The 13,351-nt window shown below is 60.3% G+C and carries 13 protein-coding genes; 4 read left to right on the top strand and 9 right to left on the bottom strand.

The window, feature by feature from the left end:
• Position 1: 1 nt before the first annotated feature.
• From secF to queA, 5 genes are all read right to left on the bottom strand, one after another.
• Complete coding sequence (gene secF, locus E5E97_RS13760; protein ID WP_016350392.1) at positions 2–949, bottom strand: protein translocase subunit SecF; 948 nt, start codon at positions 947–949, stop codon at positions 2–4.
• 9 nt (positions 950–958) lie between these two features.
• Positions 959–2,812, bottom strand: coding sequence for a protein translocase subunit SecD (gene secD / locus E5E97_RS13755; protein ID WP_011705625.1), 1,854 nt, complete (start codon positions 2,810–2,812; stop codon positions 959–961).
• 18 nt (positions 2,813–2,830) lie between these two features.
• Positions 2,831–3,166 carry a preprotein translocase subunit YajC gene (gene yajC / locus E5E97_RS13750; protein WP_011705624.1) on the bottom strand — a complete coding sequence of 112 codons (336 nt, stop codon included), beginning with the start codon at positions 3,164–3,166 and terminating at the stop codon, positions 2,831–2,833.
• A gap of 50 nt (positions 3,167–3,216) precedes the next feature.
• A complete protein-coding gene (gene tgt, locus E5E97_RS13745) occupies positions 3,217–4,353 on the bottom strand; it encodes a tRNA guanosine(34) transglycosylase Tgt (protein WP_016350389.1) in 1,137 nt (378 codons plus the stop codon).
• Positions 4,354–4,423: 70 nt separating this feature from the next.
• Complete coding sequence (queA, locus tag E5E97_RS13740) at positions 4,424–5,491, bottom strand: tRNA preQ1(34) S-adenosylmethionine ribosyltransferase-isomerase QueA (protein WP_011705623.1); 1,068 nt, start codon at positions 5,489–5,491, stop codon at positions 4,424–4,426.
• A 212-nt stretch (positions 5,492–5,703) separates the two neighbouring features.
• Here queA and E5E97_RS13735 point away from each other — a divergent pair, with 212 nt between their 5' ends.
• The 3 genes from E5E97_RS13735 to ahpF all read left to right on the top strand — a co-directional run bounded on the left by E5E97_RS13735 (position 5,704) and on the right by ahpF (position 9,050).
• Positions 5,704–6,150 (top strand): CBS domain-containing protein, encoded by a 447-nt coding sequence (locus E5E97_RS13735; RefSeq protein ID WP_171280439.1) that lies wholly within the window; start codon positions 5,704–5,706, stop codon positions 6,148–6,150.
• A 659-nt stretch (positions 6,151–6,809) separates the two neighbouring features.
• Positions 6,810–7,376 (top strand): alkyl hydroperoxide reductase subunit C, encoded by a 567-nt coding sequence (ahpC, locus tag E5E97_RS13730; RefSeq protein WP_166464399.1) that lies wholly within the window; start codon positions 6,810–6,812, stop codon positions 7,374–7,376.
• Positions 7,377–7,469: 93 nt separating this feature from the next.
• Positions 7,470–9,050, top strand: a complete 1,581-nt coding sequence (ahpF, locus tag E5E97_RS13725; protein WP_166464398.1) for an alkyl hydroperoxide reductase subunit F — start codon at positions 7,470–7,472, stop codon at positions 9,048–9,050.
• A 66-nt stretch (positions 9,051–9,116) separates the two neighbouring features.
• Here the strand turns inward: ahpF and E5E97_RS13720 are convergent, their stop codons facing one another.
• Positions 9,117–10,409: an MFS transporter gene (locus tag E5E97_RS13720; protein ID WP_171280438.1), complete on the bottom strand. Its 1,293-nt coding sequence runs from the start codon at positions 10,407–10,409 to the stop codon at positions 9,117–9,119.
• Between the two features lie 166 nt (positions 10,410–10,575).
• Between E5E97_RS13720 and E5E97_RS13715 the strand changes: the two genes are divergently transcribed.
• The gene (locus E5E97_RS13715; RefSeq protein WP_029301252.1) at positions 10,576–10,821 is read left to right on the top strand and encodes a hypothetical protein; all 246 of its coding nucleotides are present in this window, start codon (positions 10,576–10,578) and stop codon (positions 10,819–10,821) included.
• Between the two features lie 111 nt (positions 10,822–10,932).
• On the opposite strand, the gene E5E97_RS13710 is transcribed toward E5E97_RS13715, so the two are convergent.
• The 3 genes from E5E97_RS13710 to arsB all read right to left on the bottom strand — a co-directional run bounded on the left by E5E97_RS13710 (position 10,933) and on the right by arsB (position 13,327).
• Positions 10,933–11,682, bottom strand: a complete 750-nt coding sequence (locus E5E97_RS13710; RefSeq protein ID WP_171280437.1) for a class I SAM-dependent methyltransferase — start codon at positions 11,680–11,682, stop codon at positions 10,933–10,935.
• Between the two features lie 140 nt (positions 11,683–11,822).
• Entirely contained in the window at positions 11,823–12,254 is a 432-nt protein-coding gene (arsC, locus tag E5E97_RS13705) for a glutaredoxin-dependent arsenate reductase (protein WP_171280436.1), read from the bottom strand.
• A complete protein-coding gene (gene arsB, locus E5E97_RS13700; RefSeq protein WP_171280435.1) occupies positions 12,251–13,327 on the bottom strand; it encodes an ACR3 family arsenite efflux transporter in 1,077 nt (358 codons plus the stop codon). The genes arsC and arsB overlap by 4 nt, the downstream gene beginning before the upstream one ends.
• Positions 13,328–13,351: the final 24 nt, after the last annotated feature.

Raw genomic sequence — 13,351 nt, 5'->3', positions numbered from 1 at the left:
TTTACGGCAGGATCTCTTGCTGATCCGCGCCCTCTTTTTCCACCTGGGTCGGCAGCATGTGCTCCCGCTTGACCCCGAAGAACATGGCGAACGAGCTCGCCACATAGATGGAGGAGTAGGTACCGAAGGCGACACCGATCACCATGGCCACCGAGAAACCGTGGATCAGCGGACCGCCCTTGAGCAGCAGCGCCAGCACCACCACGAAGGTCAAGCCCGAGGTGATGATGGTCCGGCTCAGGGTCTCGGTCATGGAGAGATCCAGGATGTACTCGGTATCCCCCTTGCGCACCTTGCGAAAGTTCTCCCGCAACCGGTCGAACACTACGATGGTGTCGTTCAGGGAGTAACCCACCAATGTCATCAATGCCGCCAGCACGGTCAGGTCGAACTCGTACTGGAAGTAGGCAAAGACGCCGAGGGTGATCACCACGTCGTGCACCAGGGAGAGAATGCCCCCCATGGCCAGACGCCATTCGAAGCGCACCGCCACGTAGATCAGGATACAGATGATAGAGGCCAGCATGGCCAGCGCACCGTCGGTCGCCAGCTCGTCACCCACCGAAGGGCCGACGAACTCGACGCGCTTGAGCACGGCCGCAGGATCGATCAGCTTGGCCGCCGCCAGCACCTCGTTGCCCTGCTGCTCCACCTTGACCCCCTCTTTCGGGGTCAGGCGGAACAGTACGTCACGGCTGGAGCCGAAGTGTTGCAGGGTCGCCCCTTCAATCTTCTGCTCGTCCAGCACCTGGTGCACCTTGTCCAGGCTCACCGACTGCTGGAAGCCCACCTCGATGGTGGTACCACCGGTGAAGTCCAGACCCCAGTTCAAACCCCGATCGAATAGGAAGAACAGGGAAATCACCATCAGCAGGGTAGAGAAGACCACACCCGGCCTGGCATAGCGCATGAAGGGAATGGGCTTTTCAAAATGTAGAATCTGAAACATGTCTCTTCCTTAGATCGGCAGCTTGTCGAGGCGCCGTCCACCCCAGGCCAGGTTGATGATGGCGCGGGAGACCGTGATGGCGGTAAACATGGAAGCACTCAGACCAATCCCCAGCGTCAGGGCGAAGCCCTTGATGGCGCCGGTACCGATACCGAACAGGATCACACAGGTGATGAGCGAGGTGACGTTGGAGTCGGCGATGGTCGAGAACGCCCGATCAAAGCCCAGATGGATGGCCTGCTGCACCCCACGACCGTTGCGGATCTCTTCACGAATACGCTCGTAGATCAGCACGTTGGCATCTACCGCCATACCCAGCGTCAAGACGATACCGGCAATGCCCGGCAGGGTCATGGTGGCCCCCGGGATCATCGACATGATACCGACGATCAACACCAGGTTCATGGTGAGGGCGATGTTGGCCACCCAGCCGAACGCACGGTAGTAGATCCCCATGAACAGCACGATCACCAGCATGGCCCAGCCGATGGCTTCCATACCGCTGTCGATGTTCTGCTGACCCAGGCTCGGGCCAATGGTGCGCTCTTCCACGATCTGGATCGGGGCGATCAGGGCACCGGCACGCAGCAACAGCGCCAGGTTGTGGGCTTCGTTGGCGTTGTCGATGCCGGTGATGCGGAACTGGCTGCCAAGGCGCGACTGGATGGTGGCGACGTTGATCACCTCCTCCTGCTTGCGGAACTTGCGCTTGCCGTCCGGACCCGGCTGACCAACCGGCTTGTATTCGATGAACACGGTCGCCATGCCCTTACCAACGTTGTCCTTGGTAAAGTTGGCCATCTTGTTGCCACCCTGGCCATCAAGCTTGATGTTGACCTGGGGACGGCTGTATTCATCGAAACCGGACTGGGCACCCACGATGTGGTCACCGGTCAGGATGATGCGCTTTTGCAGCACCACCGGACGTCCGTTGCGATCGTTGTAGACCTTGGAGCTCGGCGGCACCCGGCCATCGGCCGCGGCCTGGATGTCGGCAGTCTCATCGACCATGTGGAATTCCAGGGTCGCGGTCGCGCCCAGGATCTCCTTGGCACGGGCGGTGTCCTGAATACCGGGCAGTTCCACCACGATGCGCTCGGCACCCTGCTGTTGTACCAGCGGCTCGGCCACGCCCAGCTCGTTCACCCGGTTGCGGATGATGGTGATGTTCTGCTCGAGGGCGTACTTCTTCACTTCCTTGATCTTGGCTTCACTCAGACCGGCCAGCAGGACGAACTCGTCCCCCTTCTGCTCGGTGGTGAAGGTGAGATCCGGGTTCTGACGACGCAGGTGAGAGATGGCCTTGGCCTGATCGGCCTCGTCACGGAACAGCACCTGTACCTGATCACCGGCCCGGCGCACGCCGGAATAACGGATCTTCTGGGTACGCAGCTCGGAGCGGAAATCCTGCACCATCTGCTCTTGCTGCTTGGTCAGCGCCTCAGCCATGTCCACTTCCATCAGGAAGTGCACACCGCCGCGCAGGTCCAGACCCAGCTTGAGCGGGTTGGCGCCGATGGCTTCGAGCCAGGCAGGCGTGGAAGGGGCCAGGTTGAGAGCGGTAATGAAGTTGTCGCCCAGCTTGTTGGCGACGATGTCGCGCGCCTTGAGCTGCTCTTCGGTATTTTTGAAACGAACCAGGATGAAGCCGTGCTCGAACGCCGCATGCTTGACCGGGATCTGAGCCGCATCGAGCGTCTCTTTTACCAGGTCAAGGGTGTCCAGCTTGACTTCGGCCCCCCGGCTGGCAGAGATCTGCAAGGCCGGGTCTTCGCCGTAAAGATTGGGGGCTGCATATAGAAAACCGATGGCGATCACCACGACCACCATCAGGTATTTCCACAGCGGATAGCGATTTAACACGCTGTGCTCCTCGGGAGATTAGAGGGACTGGATAGAACCCTTGGGCAGAACGGCAGAGACGAAGTCACGTTTGATGGTGACCTGGGTCTGATCGTTCAGGGCCAGCACGAGGTATTCGCTGTCGGCGGATACTTTGGCGATCTTGCCGACCAGGCCACCGGAAGTGAGTACTTCGTCACCCTTGGAGAGGGAGCTCATCAGGTTGCGGTGATCTTTGGCGCGCTTGGCCTGGGGGCGATAGATCATGAAGTAGAAGATGAGGCCGAATACGGCCAGCATGATGATCATTTCCATGCCACCACCCTGTGCACCCGGAACTGCGCCTTCTGCATACGCCTTGGAGATAATGCTCATTTAACAACCTCTTATTGATGTAGATTTGAAAACTAGCTTATATATCGTTGTTATTTCACGTCATTTTCAGCTAACGGAGGCACGGGCTTCCCTTGCCGACGGTAAAACTCAGTTACAAAGTCGTCTAATTTACCCTGCTCGATCGCGTCCCGCAAACCCTGCATCACACGCTGGTAATAACGCAGGTTGTGGATGGTGTTCAGACGGGCACCGAGGATCTCGTTGCACTTGTCCAGATGGTACAAATAACTGCGGGTGTAGTTCTTGCAGGTGTAGCAATCGCAGTCGGCATCCAGGGTGCTGGTGTCCTCGCGATACTTGGCGTTGCGGATCTTGACCACCCCGTCGGTGGTGAACAGGTGGCCGTTGCGGGCGTTGCGGGTCGGCATCACGCAGTCGAACATGTCGATGCCGCGGCGCACCCCTTCCACCAGATCTTCCGGCTTGCCCACGCCCATCAGGTAACGCGGCTTGTCGGCCGGGATTTTCGGGCAGACGTGCTCGAGGATGCGATGCATGTCCTCTTTCGGCTCACCCACCGCCAGACCACCAACCGCGTAACCGTCGAAGCCGATCTCCAAGAGACCTTCCAGCGACACATCCCGCAGATCTTCGTACACGGAACCCTGGATGATGCCAAACAGGGCGTTCTTGTTGCCGAGCGCATCGAACTTGTCGCGCGAACGCTTGCCCCAGCGCAGGGACATCTCCATCGACTTGCGCGCCTCTTCGTAAGTGGCCGGGTACGGCGTGCACTCATCGAAGATCATCACGATGTCGGAGCCCAGATCGTACTGGATCTCCATGGATTTCTCGGGGTCGAGGAAGATCTTCTCGCCATTGATGGGGTGACGGAAGTGCACCCCCGCCTCGGTGATCTTGCGGATGTGCCCCAGGCTGAACACCTGGAAACCACCCGAGTCGGTCAGGATCGGGCCCTGCCAGTTCATGAAGTCATGCAGATCGCCGTGGGCGCGCATCACTTCCTGCCCTGGCCGCAGCCAGAGGTGGAAGGTGTTGCCGAGCAGGATCTGGGCGCCGGTCTCACGCACCTCTTCCGGGGTCATCCCCTTGACGGTGCCGTAGGTGCCGACCGGCATAAAGGCCGGGGTCTGCACGGTGCCGCGCTCGAATACCAGCTGGCCGCGACGGGCACGGCCGTCAGTGGTTTTCAGTTCAAATTTCATTGCTACCTCGTTGCGTCAGAGAAACAGTCTGACAGTAGGGGGCCCGAGGGCCCGGTATAAAGGGCGCGGCTTATGCCTGCGCCCGGCGACGGGTGACGAACATGGCGTCCCCGTAGCTGAAGAAACGGTACTGCTCGGCCACAGCCGCCTGGTAGGCCGACATCACGTTGTCGTAGCCGGCAAAGGCGCTGACCAGCATGATCAGGGTCGACTCCGGCAGATGGAAGTTGGTGACCATGGCATCGACCACCTGGAACTGGTAACCGGGGAAGATGAAGATGTCGGTGTCGCTGAAGAACGGCGCCAGCGGCTTGCCCTGGGCCAGAGTCACCTTGGCCGCGCTCTCGAGCGAGCGTACCGAAGTAGTCCCCACCGCAATCACCCGGCCACCACGGGCGCGCGTCGCGGCGATGGCGTCCACCACCTCCTGCGGCACCTCGGCATACTCCGAGTGCATGTGGTGATCTTCAATCTTGTCCACCCGCACCGGCTGGAAGGTGCCCGCCCCGACGTGCAGGGTGACGAACGCCGTTTCCACTCCCTTGGCACGAATTTTCTCGAGCAGCGGCTCATCGAAGTGCAACCCGGCAGTCGGCGCCGCCACGGCACCCGGCTTCTGGTTGTAGACGGTCTGGTAGCGCTCCTTGTCGGCATCCTCGTCGGGACGGTCGATGTAAGGGGGCAGCGGCATGTGGCCGATGGCTTCCAGGATCTCCAGCACAGGGCGGGGGTCGAGGAAGTGGATCTCGAACAGGGCATCGTGACGGGCACGCATCTCGGCTTCGACTTTCTCGCCGTCGGCCCCTCCATCCAGAATGAGCCGGGTACCGGGCTTGGGCGATTTGGAAGAGCGCACATGAGCCAGCACGCTGTGTTCGTCCAGCATCCGCTCCACCAGTACCTCCAGCTTGCCGCCGCTGGCCTTCTGGCCAAACATGCGCGCCGGAATGACACGGGTGTTGTTGAACACCAGCAGATCGCCGGGGTTGAGCTGGTCCAGCACATCCACAAATTGACCGTGGCGCAGTGCGCCAGTTTGACCATCGAGCTGCAACAGACGACTGGCGGTACGTTCCGTCATGGGATAGCGGGCAATCAGCTCGTCTGGCAGATCAAAATGAAAATCGGATACTTGCATCTTTCACCTCGGGGGGAATCGGCGGCTAGTCTAGTTATCCCCTTCTTCCAAGGCAACCCAAAAGACCAAAAACCCAAGGGAGACAAGGGATAGCGAGCAATTATGTGAAGCAGGGCCAGTTAAAAAACCTTTAAGGTTTTGTATTGACCCTGATCATGTTTTGCCGAGGGGGGCTGGGCTAGGGTGAAAGCAGATACACAAGGAGGCCCACCATGATGACCCTATCCGAGATCATGACTGAACACCCCTTCACCCTGGGTCCGGAAAACAGCGTCAAACAGGCGATGGATCTGATGCAGCAGGAGCGGATCCGCCACATCCCCATCGTTGACGAACAGCATCATCTGCTGGGCCTGGTTACCCTCTCCGACATCCTGGCCACCCGCGAGTCCAAACTGCTGCTGATCAATCCTGAGCGGGAGGCGGAGTTCACCGACAGCGTGCAGCTCGACGAGATCATGACCCGCCAGGTGGCGAGCGTGGATCCCCACGCCGGCATCAAGGAGGCGGCGCTCTACCTGCAACGACACAGATACGGCTGCCTGCCGGTACTCAAAGGACGCAAGTTGATCGGCATCGTCACCGAGTCGGACTTCATTGCCGTCGCCATCAACCTGCTGGAACTGATGGAGGAGCAGGAGCCGCTTGGCGACTTTTGATCTCAATTTCATGTAATAAAATTACAATAAAAGCGTTTTCAGCGTACTTGATCGGCAATAAAGCTGAAACCCTTTCATTTTGATTGAAAAATTACACCACAACCTTGCTTTGTGATCTGCATCACACTATCATGGCCGTCATGCAATAGTTGCCGAGCGGAAGACGAGGGATTGTGCACCCGTCCTCTTCCTCTCATATGTCTGCAAGTTTGCACACCCCGTAGTTAGTCTTTGCTGTAAAGCTTTTGTTTATATAGCCATTCCTTGTTTGATGACCCGGCCTTGTCCTTGCGACGACGCCGGGATTTTTTTATCCGCGCAATTCCCCTCCCCTAACCCCGTGCGTGCCGGCGCCTGTGCGTCGCAAGGCGGCAACCCCCCACCTCTCTGCGGTTGGCAGACTGCCACTTGCCTCTTGAAAAGCCGAAGCCGCGCACAGATGTTGAATCTCGACAAGGAGTTATCCCAGCATGCCGGCGATATTCATGTTAGGTACAGCAGCCATGGTTTATCTAATAAGTAGATTTAAGTGATTCAAAATTGCGGCTTTGATCGATTAGGAAAAGTCCCTATGATGAATCCATCGAAAGTTAAACGCCTCGTCCGGCACGACTCTTCAAACCCAGACAGGCATATGTACATCACCAAGGAGCAAATACATGTCTACCTACATCAACACTGAAATCAAGCCGTTCAACGCCACCGCCTACCACAATGGCAAATTCATTCAGGTGTCTGACGCTGACCTGAAAGGCAAGTGGTCCGTGGTGTTCTTCTACCCGGCTGACTTCACTTTCGTTTGCCCGACCGAGCTGGGTGACCTGGCTGACAACTACGCCGAATTCCAGAAGCTGGGCGTCGAGATCTACTCCGTCTCCACCGACACCCACTTCACCCACAAGGCCTGGCACGACACTTCTGACACCATCCAGAAGATCCAGTACCCGATGATCGGCGACCCGACCGGCACCATCACCCGCAACTTCGGCGTGATGATCGAAGAAGCCGGTCTGGCTGACCGCGGTACCTTCGTCATCGACCCGCAAGGCATCATCCAGATCGTCGAGATCAACGCTGGCGGCATCGGTCGTGACGCCCTGGAACTGCTGCGCAAGGTCAAAGCCGCTCAGTACGTTGCCGCTCACCCGGGTGAAGTGTGCCCGGCCAAGTGGAAAGAAGGCGACGCCACCCTGGCCCCGTCCCTGGATCTGGTAGGCAAAATCTAAGCCTCCCCGCTCTGAAGACCGGCCCAATCAAGGGCCGGTCTGCTTTCTGGCCTGACAAAACGCCGACCCGCAATCAAAAGAAGGAATTCGAAGATGTTGGATACCAACCTCAAACAACAACTCAACGGTTACTTGCAGTACATCGTCAATCCCATCGAGATCAGCGTGTCCGGCAATGACAGCGACAAATCCGCCGAACTGCTGGCCTTGGCCACAGAGATCAGCGAGATGTCCCCCAAGATTACCCAGACCTCTGGCACCAATGCCCGCAAGCCTTCCATGAGCGTCGCGCCGAAGGGCCAGGCCCCGCGCGTTCATTTTGCCGGCATCCCCATGGGTCATGAATTTACTTCCCTGGTCCTTGCCCTGCTGCAAAGCGGCGGTCACCCCTCCAAGGCCGATGCGGCCGTGCAGGAGCAGATCCGCAACCTCAAGGGCGAGTTCCACTTCGAGACTTACATTTCGCTCTCCTGCCACAACTGCCCGGACGTGGTGCAGGCGCTGAACCTGATGGCCACCCTGAACCCCGGCATCACCCACACCATGATCGACGGTGCCCTGTTCCAGGACGAGGTCAATGAGCGTCAGATCATGGCGGTACCGAACGTCTACCTGAACGGTCAGCCGTTCAGCCAGGGCCGCATTTCGCTCGAAGAGATCGTCGCCAAGCTCGACACTGGCGCCGCCGAACGCAAGGCTGAGGAGCTCAACGAAAAAGCGCCTTACGACGTACTGGTCGTCGGTGGTGGCCCGGCTGGCGCCGCCGCCGCCATCTATGCCGCTCGCAAAGGCATTCGCACCGCCATCGTCGCCGAGCGTTTCGGTGGCCAGGTGATGGACACCGTCGGCATCGAGAACTTCATCTCCGTGCCCTATACCGAAGGCCCCAAGCTGGCCGCGAGCCTGGAGCAGCACGTCAAGCAATACGGTGTGGAAGTGATCACCGAGCAGCGCGCCGCCGCCATCAGCAAGGATGGCTACGTCAATGTGGATCTCGCCTCTGGCGCCACCTTGAAGAGCCGCGCCGTGATCCTGGCGACCGGTGCCCGCTGGCGTGACCTGAACGTGCCGGGCGAGCTCGAGTACCGCACCAAGGGCGTGGCCTACTGCCCGCACTGTGACGGCCCCTTCTTCAAAGGCAAGCGGGTTGCGGTGATCGGGGGCGGCAACTCCGGCATCGAGGCCGCCATCGACTTGGCTGGTATCGTCGAGCATGTCACCGTAGTGGAGTTTGCCGACACCCTGCGCGCCGACGAGGTGTTGCAGAAGAAGGCCCGCTCCATGGGCAACATCGACATCATCATGAGCGCCCGCACCACCGAAGTGATCGGTGATGGCAGCAAGGTGGTGGGCATGGATTACGAAGATCGCACCACCGGCGAGATCAAGCATCTGGCGGTGGCCGGCATCTTCGTCCAGATCGGTCTGGTGCCGAACACCGAGTTCCTCAAGGGGAGCGACGTGGCCCTGACCCGCTTTGGCGAGATCGAGATCGACACCAAGGGCGCCACCTCCCTGCCCGGCGTCTACGCCGCAGGGGACGCCACCACGGTGCCGTTCAAGCAGATCATCATCTCCATGGGCGCCGGGGCAACCGCCGCACTGGGAGCGTTTGATTACCTCATTCGCAATCCGGCGCCGGAAGCGACCAAAGCTGACGCCGTCACCGCCTGATAGCGACCAGATGAACAAAAAGCCGACTCACAGAGTCGGCTTTTTTTGTTGCTACGCACCCGCGACTCAGCCTGCTTTTGACTGCTGGCCCTCATCCGATCCGGGGGTGGCATAGCTGGCGGGCACCGCCTCCCCCGCCAGATCCGTTCTCGGCTCCAACTCCGCCGTCATGGGAGTATTGGGCGGCACCGGGATGAACACCTGATGATCGGCCAGTGGAATGGGCGCTCGCTGCCGCTTGCGCCAGCCAAGATATCCTGTCAGCAGCAGGCCACAGAGGGCGAAGTAGACGAACAGCCCTTCTGGCCCGAACTGCGCCATGACAAAAGGTGCCAGCAGCGGCCCGGTCATGGCCCCCAGGCTGTAGGCGAGCAACAGCCCCTGATTGGCACCCAGCACCTGATCCGGGCGCAGCTCGTCGCAGGCATGGCTGAGGCTCAAGGGATAGATGGAGAACGCCATGCCGCCCAGCAGGAACACCAGGCCCCCCATCAGCGGCTCGCGCCAGCCGGCGGGCAGCAGCACCATCAACAGGGCCAGCAGCACCAGCACGGCGCCAAGCAGCAGGATCACCAGCCGCCTGTCATAGCGATCGGAGAGACGACCGATGGGGTACTGCAGGCACATGCCCCCCAGGATCACCAGCGCCATCATGTCCGCCACCTTGGAGAGCGACGAACCGCTGTCGGTAAAATAGAGCGGCAGCAGGCCGTAGATGGCCCCGAGGATGAGGCCGGAGGTAAAGCTGCTGCCCATCCCCGCCGGGGTGAGACGCACCAGCTCCAGCACGCCGACCGGCTGGGGTGCCACCATGGCCGGGGTCGCTACCCGGGAAATCGCCAGCGGGATCACCGACAGGGTCGCCGCCATGGCGCACAGGGCGAACGGAGTCAGCACCATGGGATCCACCCACTTGAGCAGCAGTTGCCCCATGGCCAGGGAGCCGTAGAGCAGGATCATGTAGAGGGACATCAGCCGGCCCCGGTTGGCTGGCGTGCTGGAGACCAGCATCCAGGACTCCAGCACCACGAACAGACCGCCGGTGGCAAAGCCCCCCACCAGCCGCAGCGCCGCCCAGCTCAGCGGCTCCACCACCATGCCGTGCAGCAGAAACAGAAAGCAGAGCAGGGAGGCGTAGGCCGCATAGGCCCGGATGTGACCGACCCGGATGATGAGGCGGGCGTTGACGAAGGCCCCCAGCACCAGACCGCCGAAGTAGGCGGCCGATACCAGGCCGATGGCCTGGGCCGATACCTGCTCGGCAGACAGGCGCACCGTCAGCAGGGTGTTGAACATGCCGTGGCCCAGAATGAAGATCACCAGACTGGTCAGGGGTGAGAGGAACCTTGCGAGTGTCATGGGGTCTCCCTGATTGGCTCAATCGTGAGCAAAACAACCATGGTACCGTCTGTTTCCCGCCCACTTCAACCCGAGCGCCCCGCCAAGGCGCGGACCGCGGGCTATGCTTGCTGGGTATCCCATGATGGAGCGTCCCATCATGGTCATCACTGTGGAGACAACCGACATGAAACCAGCCCTGCTTTTGGCCAGCCTGCTCTTTACCGGCAGCGCCCTCGCCTTTCACTGCCCCGCCGACATGAAGAAGATCGATGATGCCCTCGCCGCCAAACCCGCCCTCAGCGCCGACAAGCTGGCCGAGGTGAAGAAGCTGCGAGCCGAGGGGGAAGTCCTGCACAAGGCGGGCAAGCATCAGGAGTCCGTCGATACCCTGGCCAAGGCGATGGCCATGCTGGGGTTGAACAAGAGTTAGCGCAGGCACCACAGCCCACCGCTGCGAACAGGATCAGCCATGCCCTTGCGGGCCCTCGCCACCGGTGGCAAGGGCCCGCTGTTTATCTGGGCCCCTTGCTATCCCCGACTGCTACACCCGACCGCTGTAGAGCAGGGTGTCGTAGTTGAAGGCAATCACGCCATCGACCGCATGGCGGGCAAATTCCCGCGCGATCAGCGCCGTCAGCGCGGCATGGGCTTGCGAGCCGGCCACCGGGGCATAGGAAGAGGAGTTGAGCCGCCCCAGCACGCCGTCGAGATCGAACAGCTGGCGGTTGGCGAAACGATCGAGCCGGTACTCCCCCTCGAAGAAGGCCTGAAAGTCCCCTTCGCCCAGATTGCGGTGATTGACCTCCTCATAATCTCCCGAATAGGTACGCAGGCCCGCCTCATAAGCCTTGAGAAATGGGGTGTCGGTCAGCCGGTCGTTCCAGATGAGGGCGACCCGGCCACCGGGTCTGAGCAACCGCCGGCACTCCTGCTTGAAGGCGGCGCGATCAAACCAATGAAACGCTTGCGCCACCGTCACCAGATCCACCGACCCGTCTGCCAGACCGGTGGCTTCGGCACTGCCATCCTGCCACTCGACATTGGTCACTGACTGCAGCTGGTGCCGGGCCGCCCCGCGCATCTTCGCATTTGGCTCGACCGCCCAGACCCGCGCCACCCGGGGGGCCAGCAGCGCGGTCAGGATGCCGGTGCCGGCCCCGATGTCGGCCACCCGGGCAGCCGGCCCCATGGCCAACGCGCTGGCCAGAAAATCGAGCATGGCGGCAGGATAACTTGGCCGATATTTCACATAGGCCTCGACCCGGGTCGAGAATCGCTGGGTACTGTCCATTGCCACTCCTTGTGCTGAATTTGTGCGGGATCAGGGCCGAGTCAATCGCCCCGCCCCTCATCCTGCCCCGAACGCAATCGGCAAGGCAACCACCCCCTCATGGCGATCCAACATCATCGCCACTCACCTGAGTGCCGGGGTCAGCCGATGCGCCGGCCTTGTGCATCCACCACCTGCTCTCCATCTTCCTTGCTGAAGGCTCCTTGCTGGGGGCTCGGCAGTATCTCCAGCACCAGTTCTGACGGGCGGCACAGCTTGGTGCCAAGCGGTGTCACCACGATGGGACGGTTGATCAGAATGGGGTGCGCCAGCATGGCATCGACCAGTTCATCGTCGCTGAACTTGTTCTCGGCCAGTCCCAACGCCTCATAGGGGGGCACGTTCTGGCGCAGCAGGTCGCGAACCGGCATGCCCATGGCGGCAATCAAGGCCAGCAGGGTGTCGCGACTGGGCGGTGTCTCCAGATAATGGATGACGGTCGGCTCAACGCCTGAGTTGCGGATAAGGGCCAGCGTATTGCGGGAAGTGCCGCAGGCCGGGTTGTGGTAGATGGTGATTTGAGCGTCATTCATGATGGGTTCTCTGGGTTGGTATAAGAGCGCTTCATGCGCAGGGCGACATTGAGCAGGGCGATCAGTACGGGAACCTCCACCAGCGGGCCGATCACCCCGGCAAAGGCCTGATCCGATCTAAGCCCGAACACCGCGATGGCGACGGCGATGGCCAGCTCGAAGTTGTTGCCAGTGGCGGTAAAGGCGATGGAGGCATTCTTGTCATAGGGGATGCCCAGTTTCTTGCCCACCAAGAAGCTGGTGAAGAACATCAGCACGAAGTAGACCACCAAGGGTACAGCGACCCGCAGCACATCCATGGGCAGTTCGACGATCATCTCCCCCTTGAGGCTGAACATCAGCACGATAGTGAGCAGCAGCGCGATAAGCGTGATGGGGGAAATTGCCGGAATAAAACGCTCGGAGTACCACTTCTCCCCTTTAACCTTGACCAGATAGTGACGGCTCAAGAAGCCTGCCAGGAAGGGAATGCCCAGATAGATCAGCACGCTTTGCGCAATATCCAGCATGGTGATGTCCACCGCAAAGCCCTGCAGGCCAAACAGCGGCGGCAGCACGGTAATAAACAACCAGGCCATCAGGCTGTAGGTGAGGATCTGGAACGCGCTGTTGAGCGCCACCAGGCCGGCGCCGTACTCCTTGCTGCCGCCGCCGAGATCGTTCCACACCAGCACCATGGCGATGCAGCGCGCCAGGCCTATCAAGATGAGCCCCACCATATAGCCCGGCTGATCGTGCAAAAACACCAGCGCGATGACGAACATCAAGATGGGGCCAACCAGCCAGTTCATCACCAGCGAGAGGGTGATGGCGCGGCGATCCCGGGTCATGGCCCCCATGGTGCCGTAGTTCACCTTGGCCAGCGGCGGATACATCATCAGGATCAGGCCAATGGCCAGCGGGATATTGGTGGTCCCGACCGACATGGCCTCATTCCACTCGGAGACCTGGGGAAACAAATAGCCAATCCCAACCCCGATGCCCATGGCGACAAAGATCCAGAGGGTCAGATTGCGGTCTAGAAAACGCATTTTTTTGCTGACGGGCAGATCGCAGCAAATACTGGTATTCATCAAAAGACTCCGTATATGAGGTAA

It is taken from the genome of Aeromonas sp. 2692-1, from assembly GCF_013085505.1.
Taxonomy (GTDB): domain Bacteria; phylum Pseudomonadota; class Gammaproteobacteria; order Enterobacterales; family Aeromonadaceae; genus Aeromonas; species Aeromonas hydrophila.
The sequence above is the reverse complement of the archived record's forward strand: the minus strand, read 5'-3'. Positions and strand labels throughout refer to the sequence as shown.

What these genes read in the sequence shown, in the direction of transcription:
- secF (WP_016350392.1), bottom strand. Translation starts at nt 949, where the DNA reads ATGTTTCAGATTCTACATTTTGAAAAGCCCATTCCCTTCATGCGCTAT.
- yajC (WP_011705624.1), bottom strand. Translation starts at nt 3,166, where the DNA reads ATGAGCATTATCTCCAAGGCGTATGCAGAAGGCGCAGTTCCGGGTGCA.
- tgt (WP_016350389.1), bottom strand. Translation starts at nt 4,353, where the DNA reads ATGAAATTTGAACTGAAAACCACTGACGGCCGTGCCCGTCGCGGCCAG.
- queA (WP_011705623.1), bottom strand. Translation starts at nt 5,491, where the DNA reads ATGCAAGTATCCGATTTTCATTTTGATCTGCCAGACGAGCTGATTGCC.
- E5E97_RS13735 (WP_171280439.1), top strand. Translation starts at nt 5,704, where the DNA reads ATGATGACCCTATCCGAGATCATGACTGAACACCCCTTCACCCTGGGT.
- ahpC (WP_166464399.1), top strand. Translation starts at nt 6,810, where the DNA reads ATGTCTACCTACATCAACACTGAAATCAAGCCGTTCAACGCCACCGCC.
- ahpF (WP_166464398.1), top strand. Translation starts at nt 7,470, where the DNA reads ATGTTGGATACCAACCTCAAACAACAACTCAACGGTTACTTGCAGTAC.
- E5E97_RS13720 (WP_171280438.1), bottom strand. Translation starts at nt 10,409, where the DNA reads ATGACACTCGCAAGGTTCCTCTCACCCCTGACCAGTCTGGTGATCTTC.
- E5E97_RS13715 (WP_029301252.1), top strand. Translation starts at nt 10,576, where the DNA reads ATGAAACCAGCCCTGCTTTTGGCCAGCCTGCTCTTTACCGGCAGCGCC.
- E5E97_RS13710 (WP_171280437.1), bottom strand. Translation starts at nt 11,682, where the DNA reads ATGGACAGTACCCAGCGATTCTCGACCCGGGTCGAGGCCTATGTGAAA.
- arsC (WP_171280436.1), bottom strand. Translation starts at nt 12,254, where the DNA reads ATGAATGACGCTCAAATCACCATCTACCACAACCCGGCCTGCGGCACT.
- arsB (WP_171280435.1), bottom strand. Translation starts at nt 13,327, where the DNA reads ATGAATACCAGTATTTGCTGCGATCTGCCCGTCAGCAAAAAAATGCGT.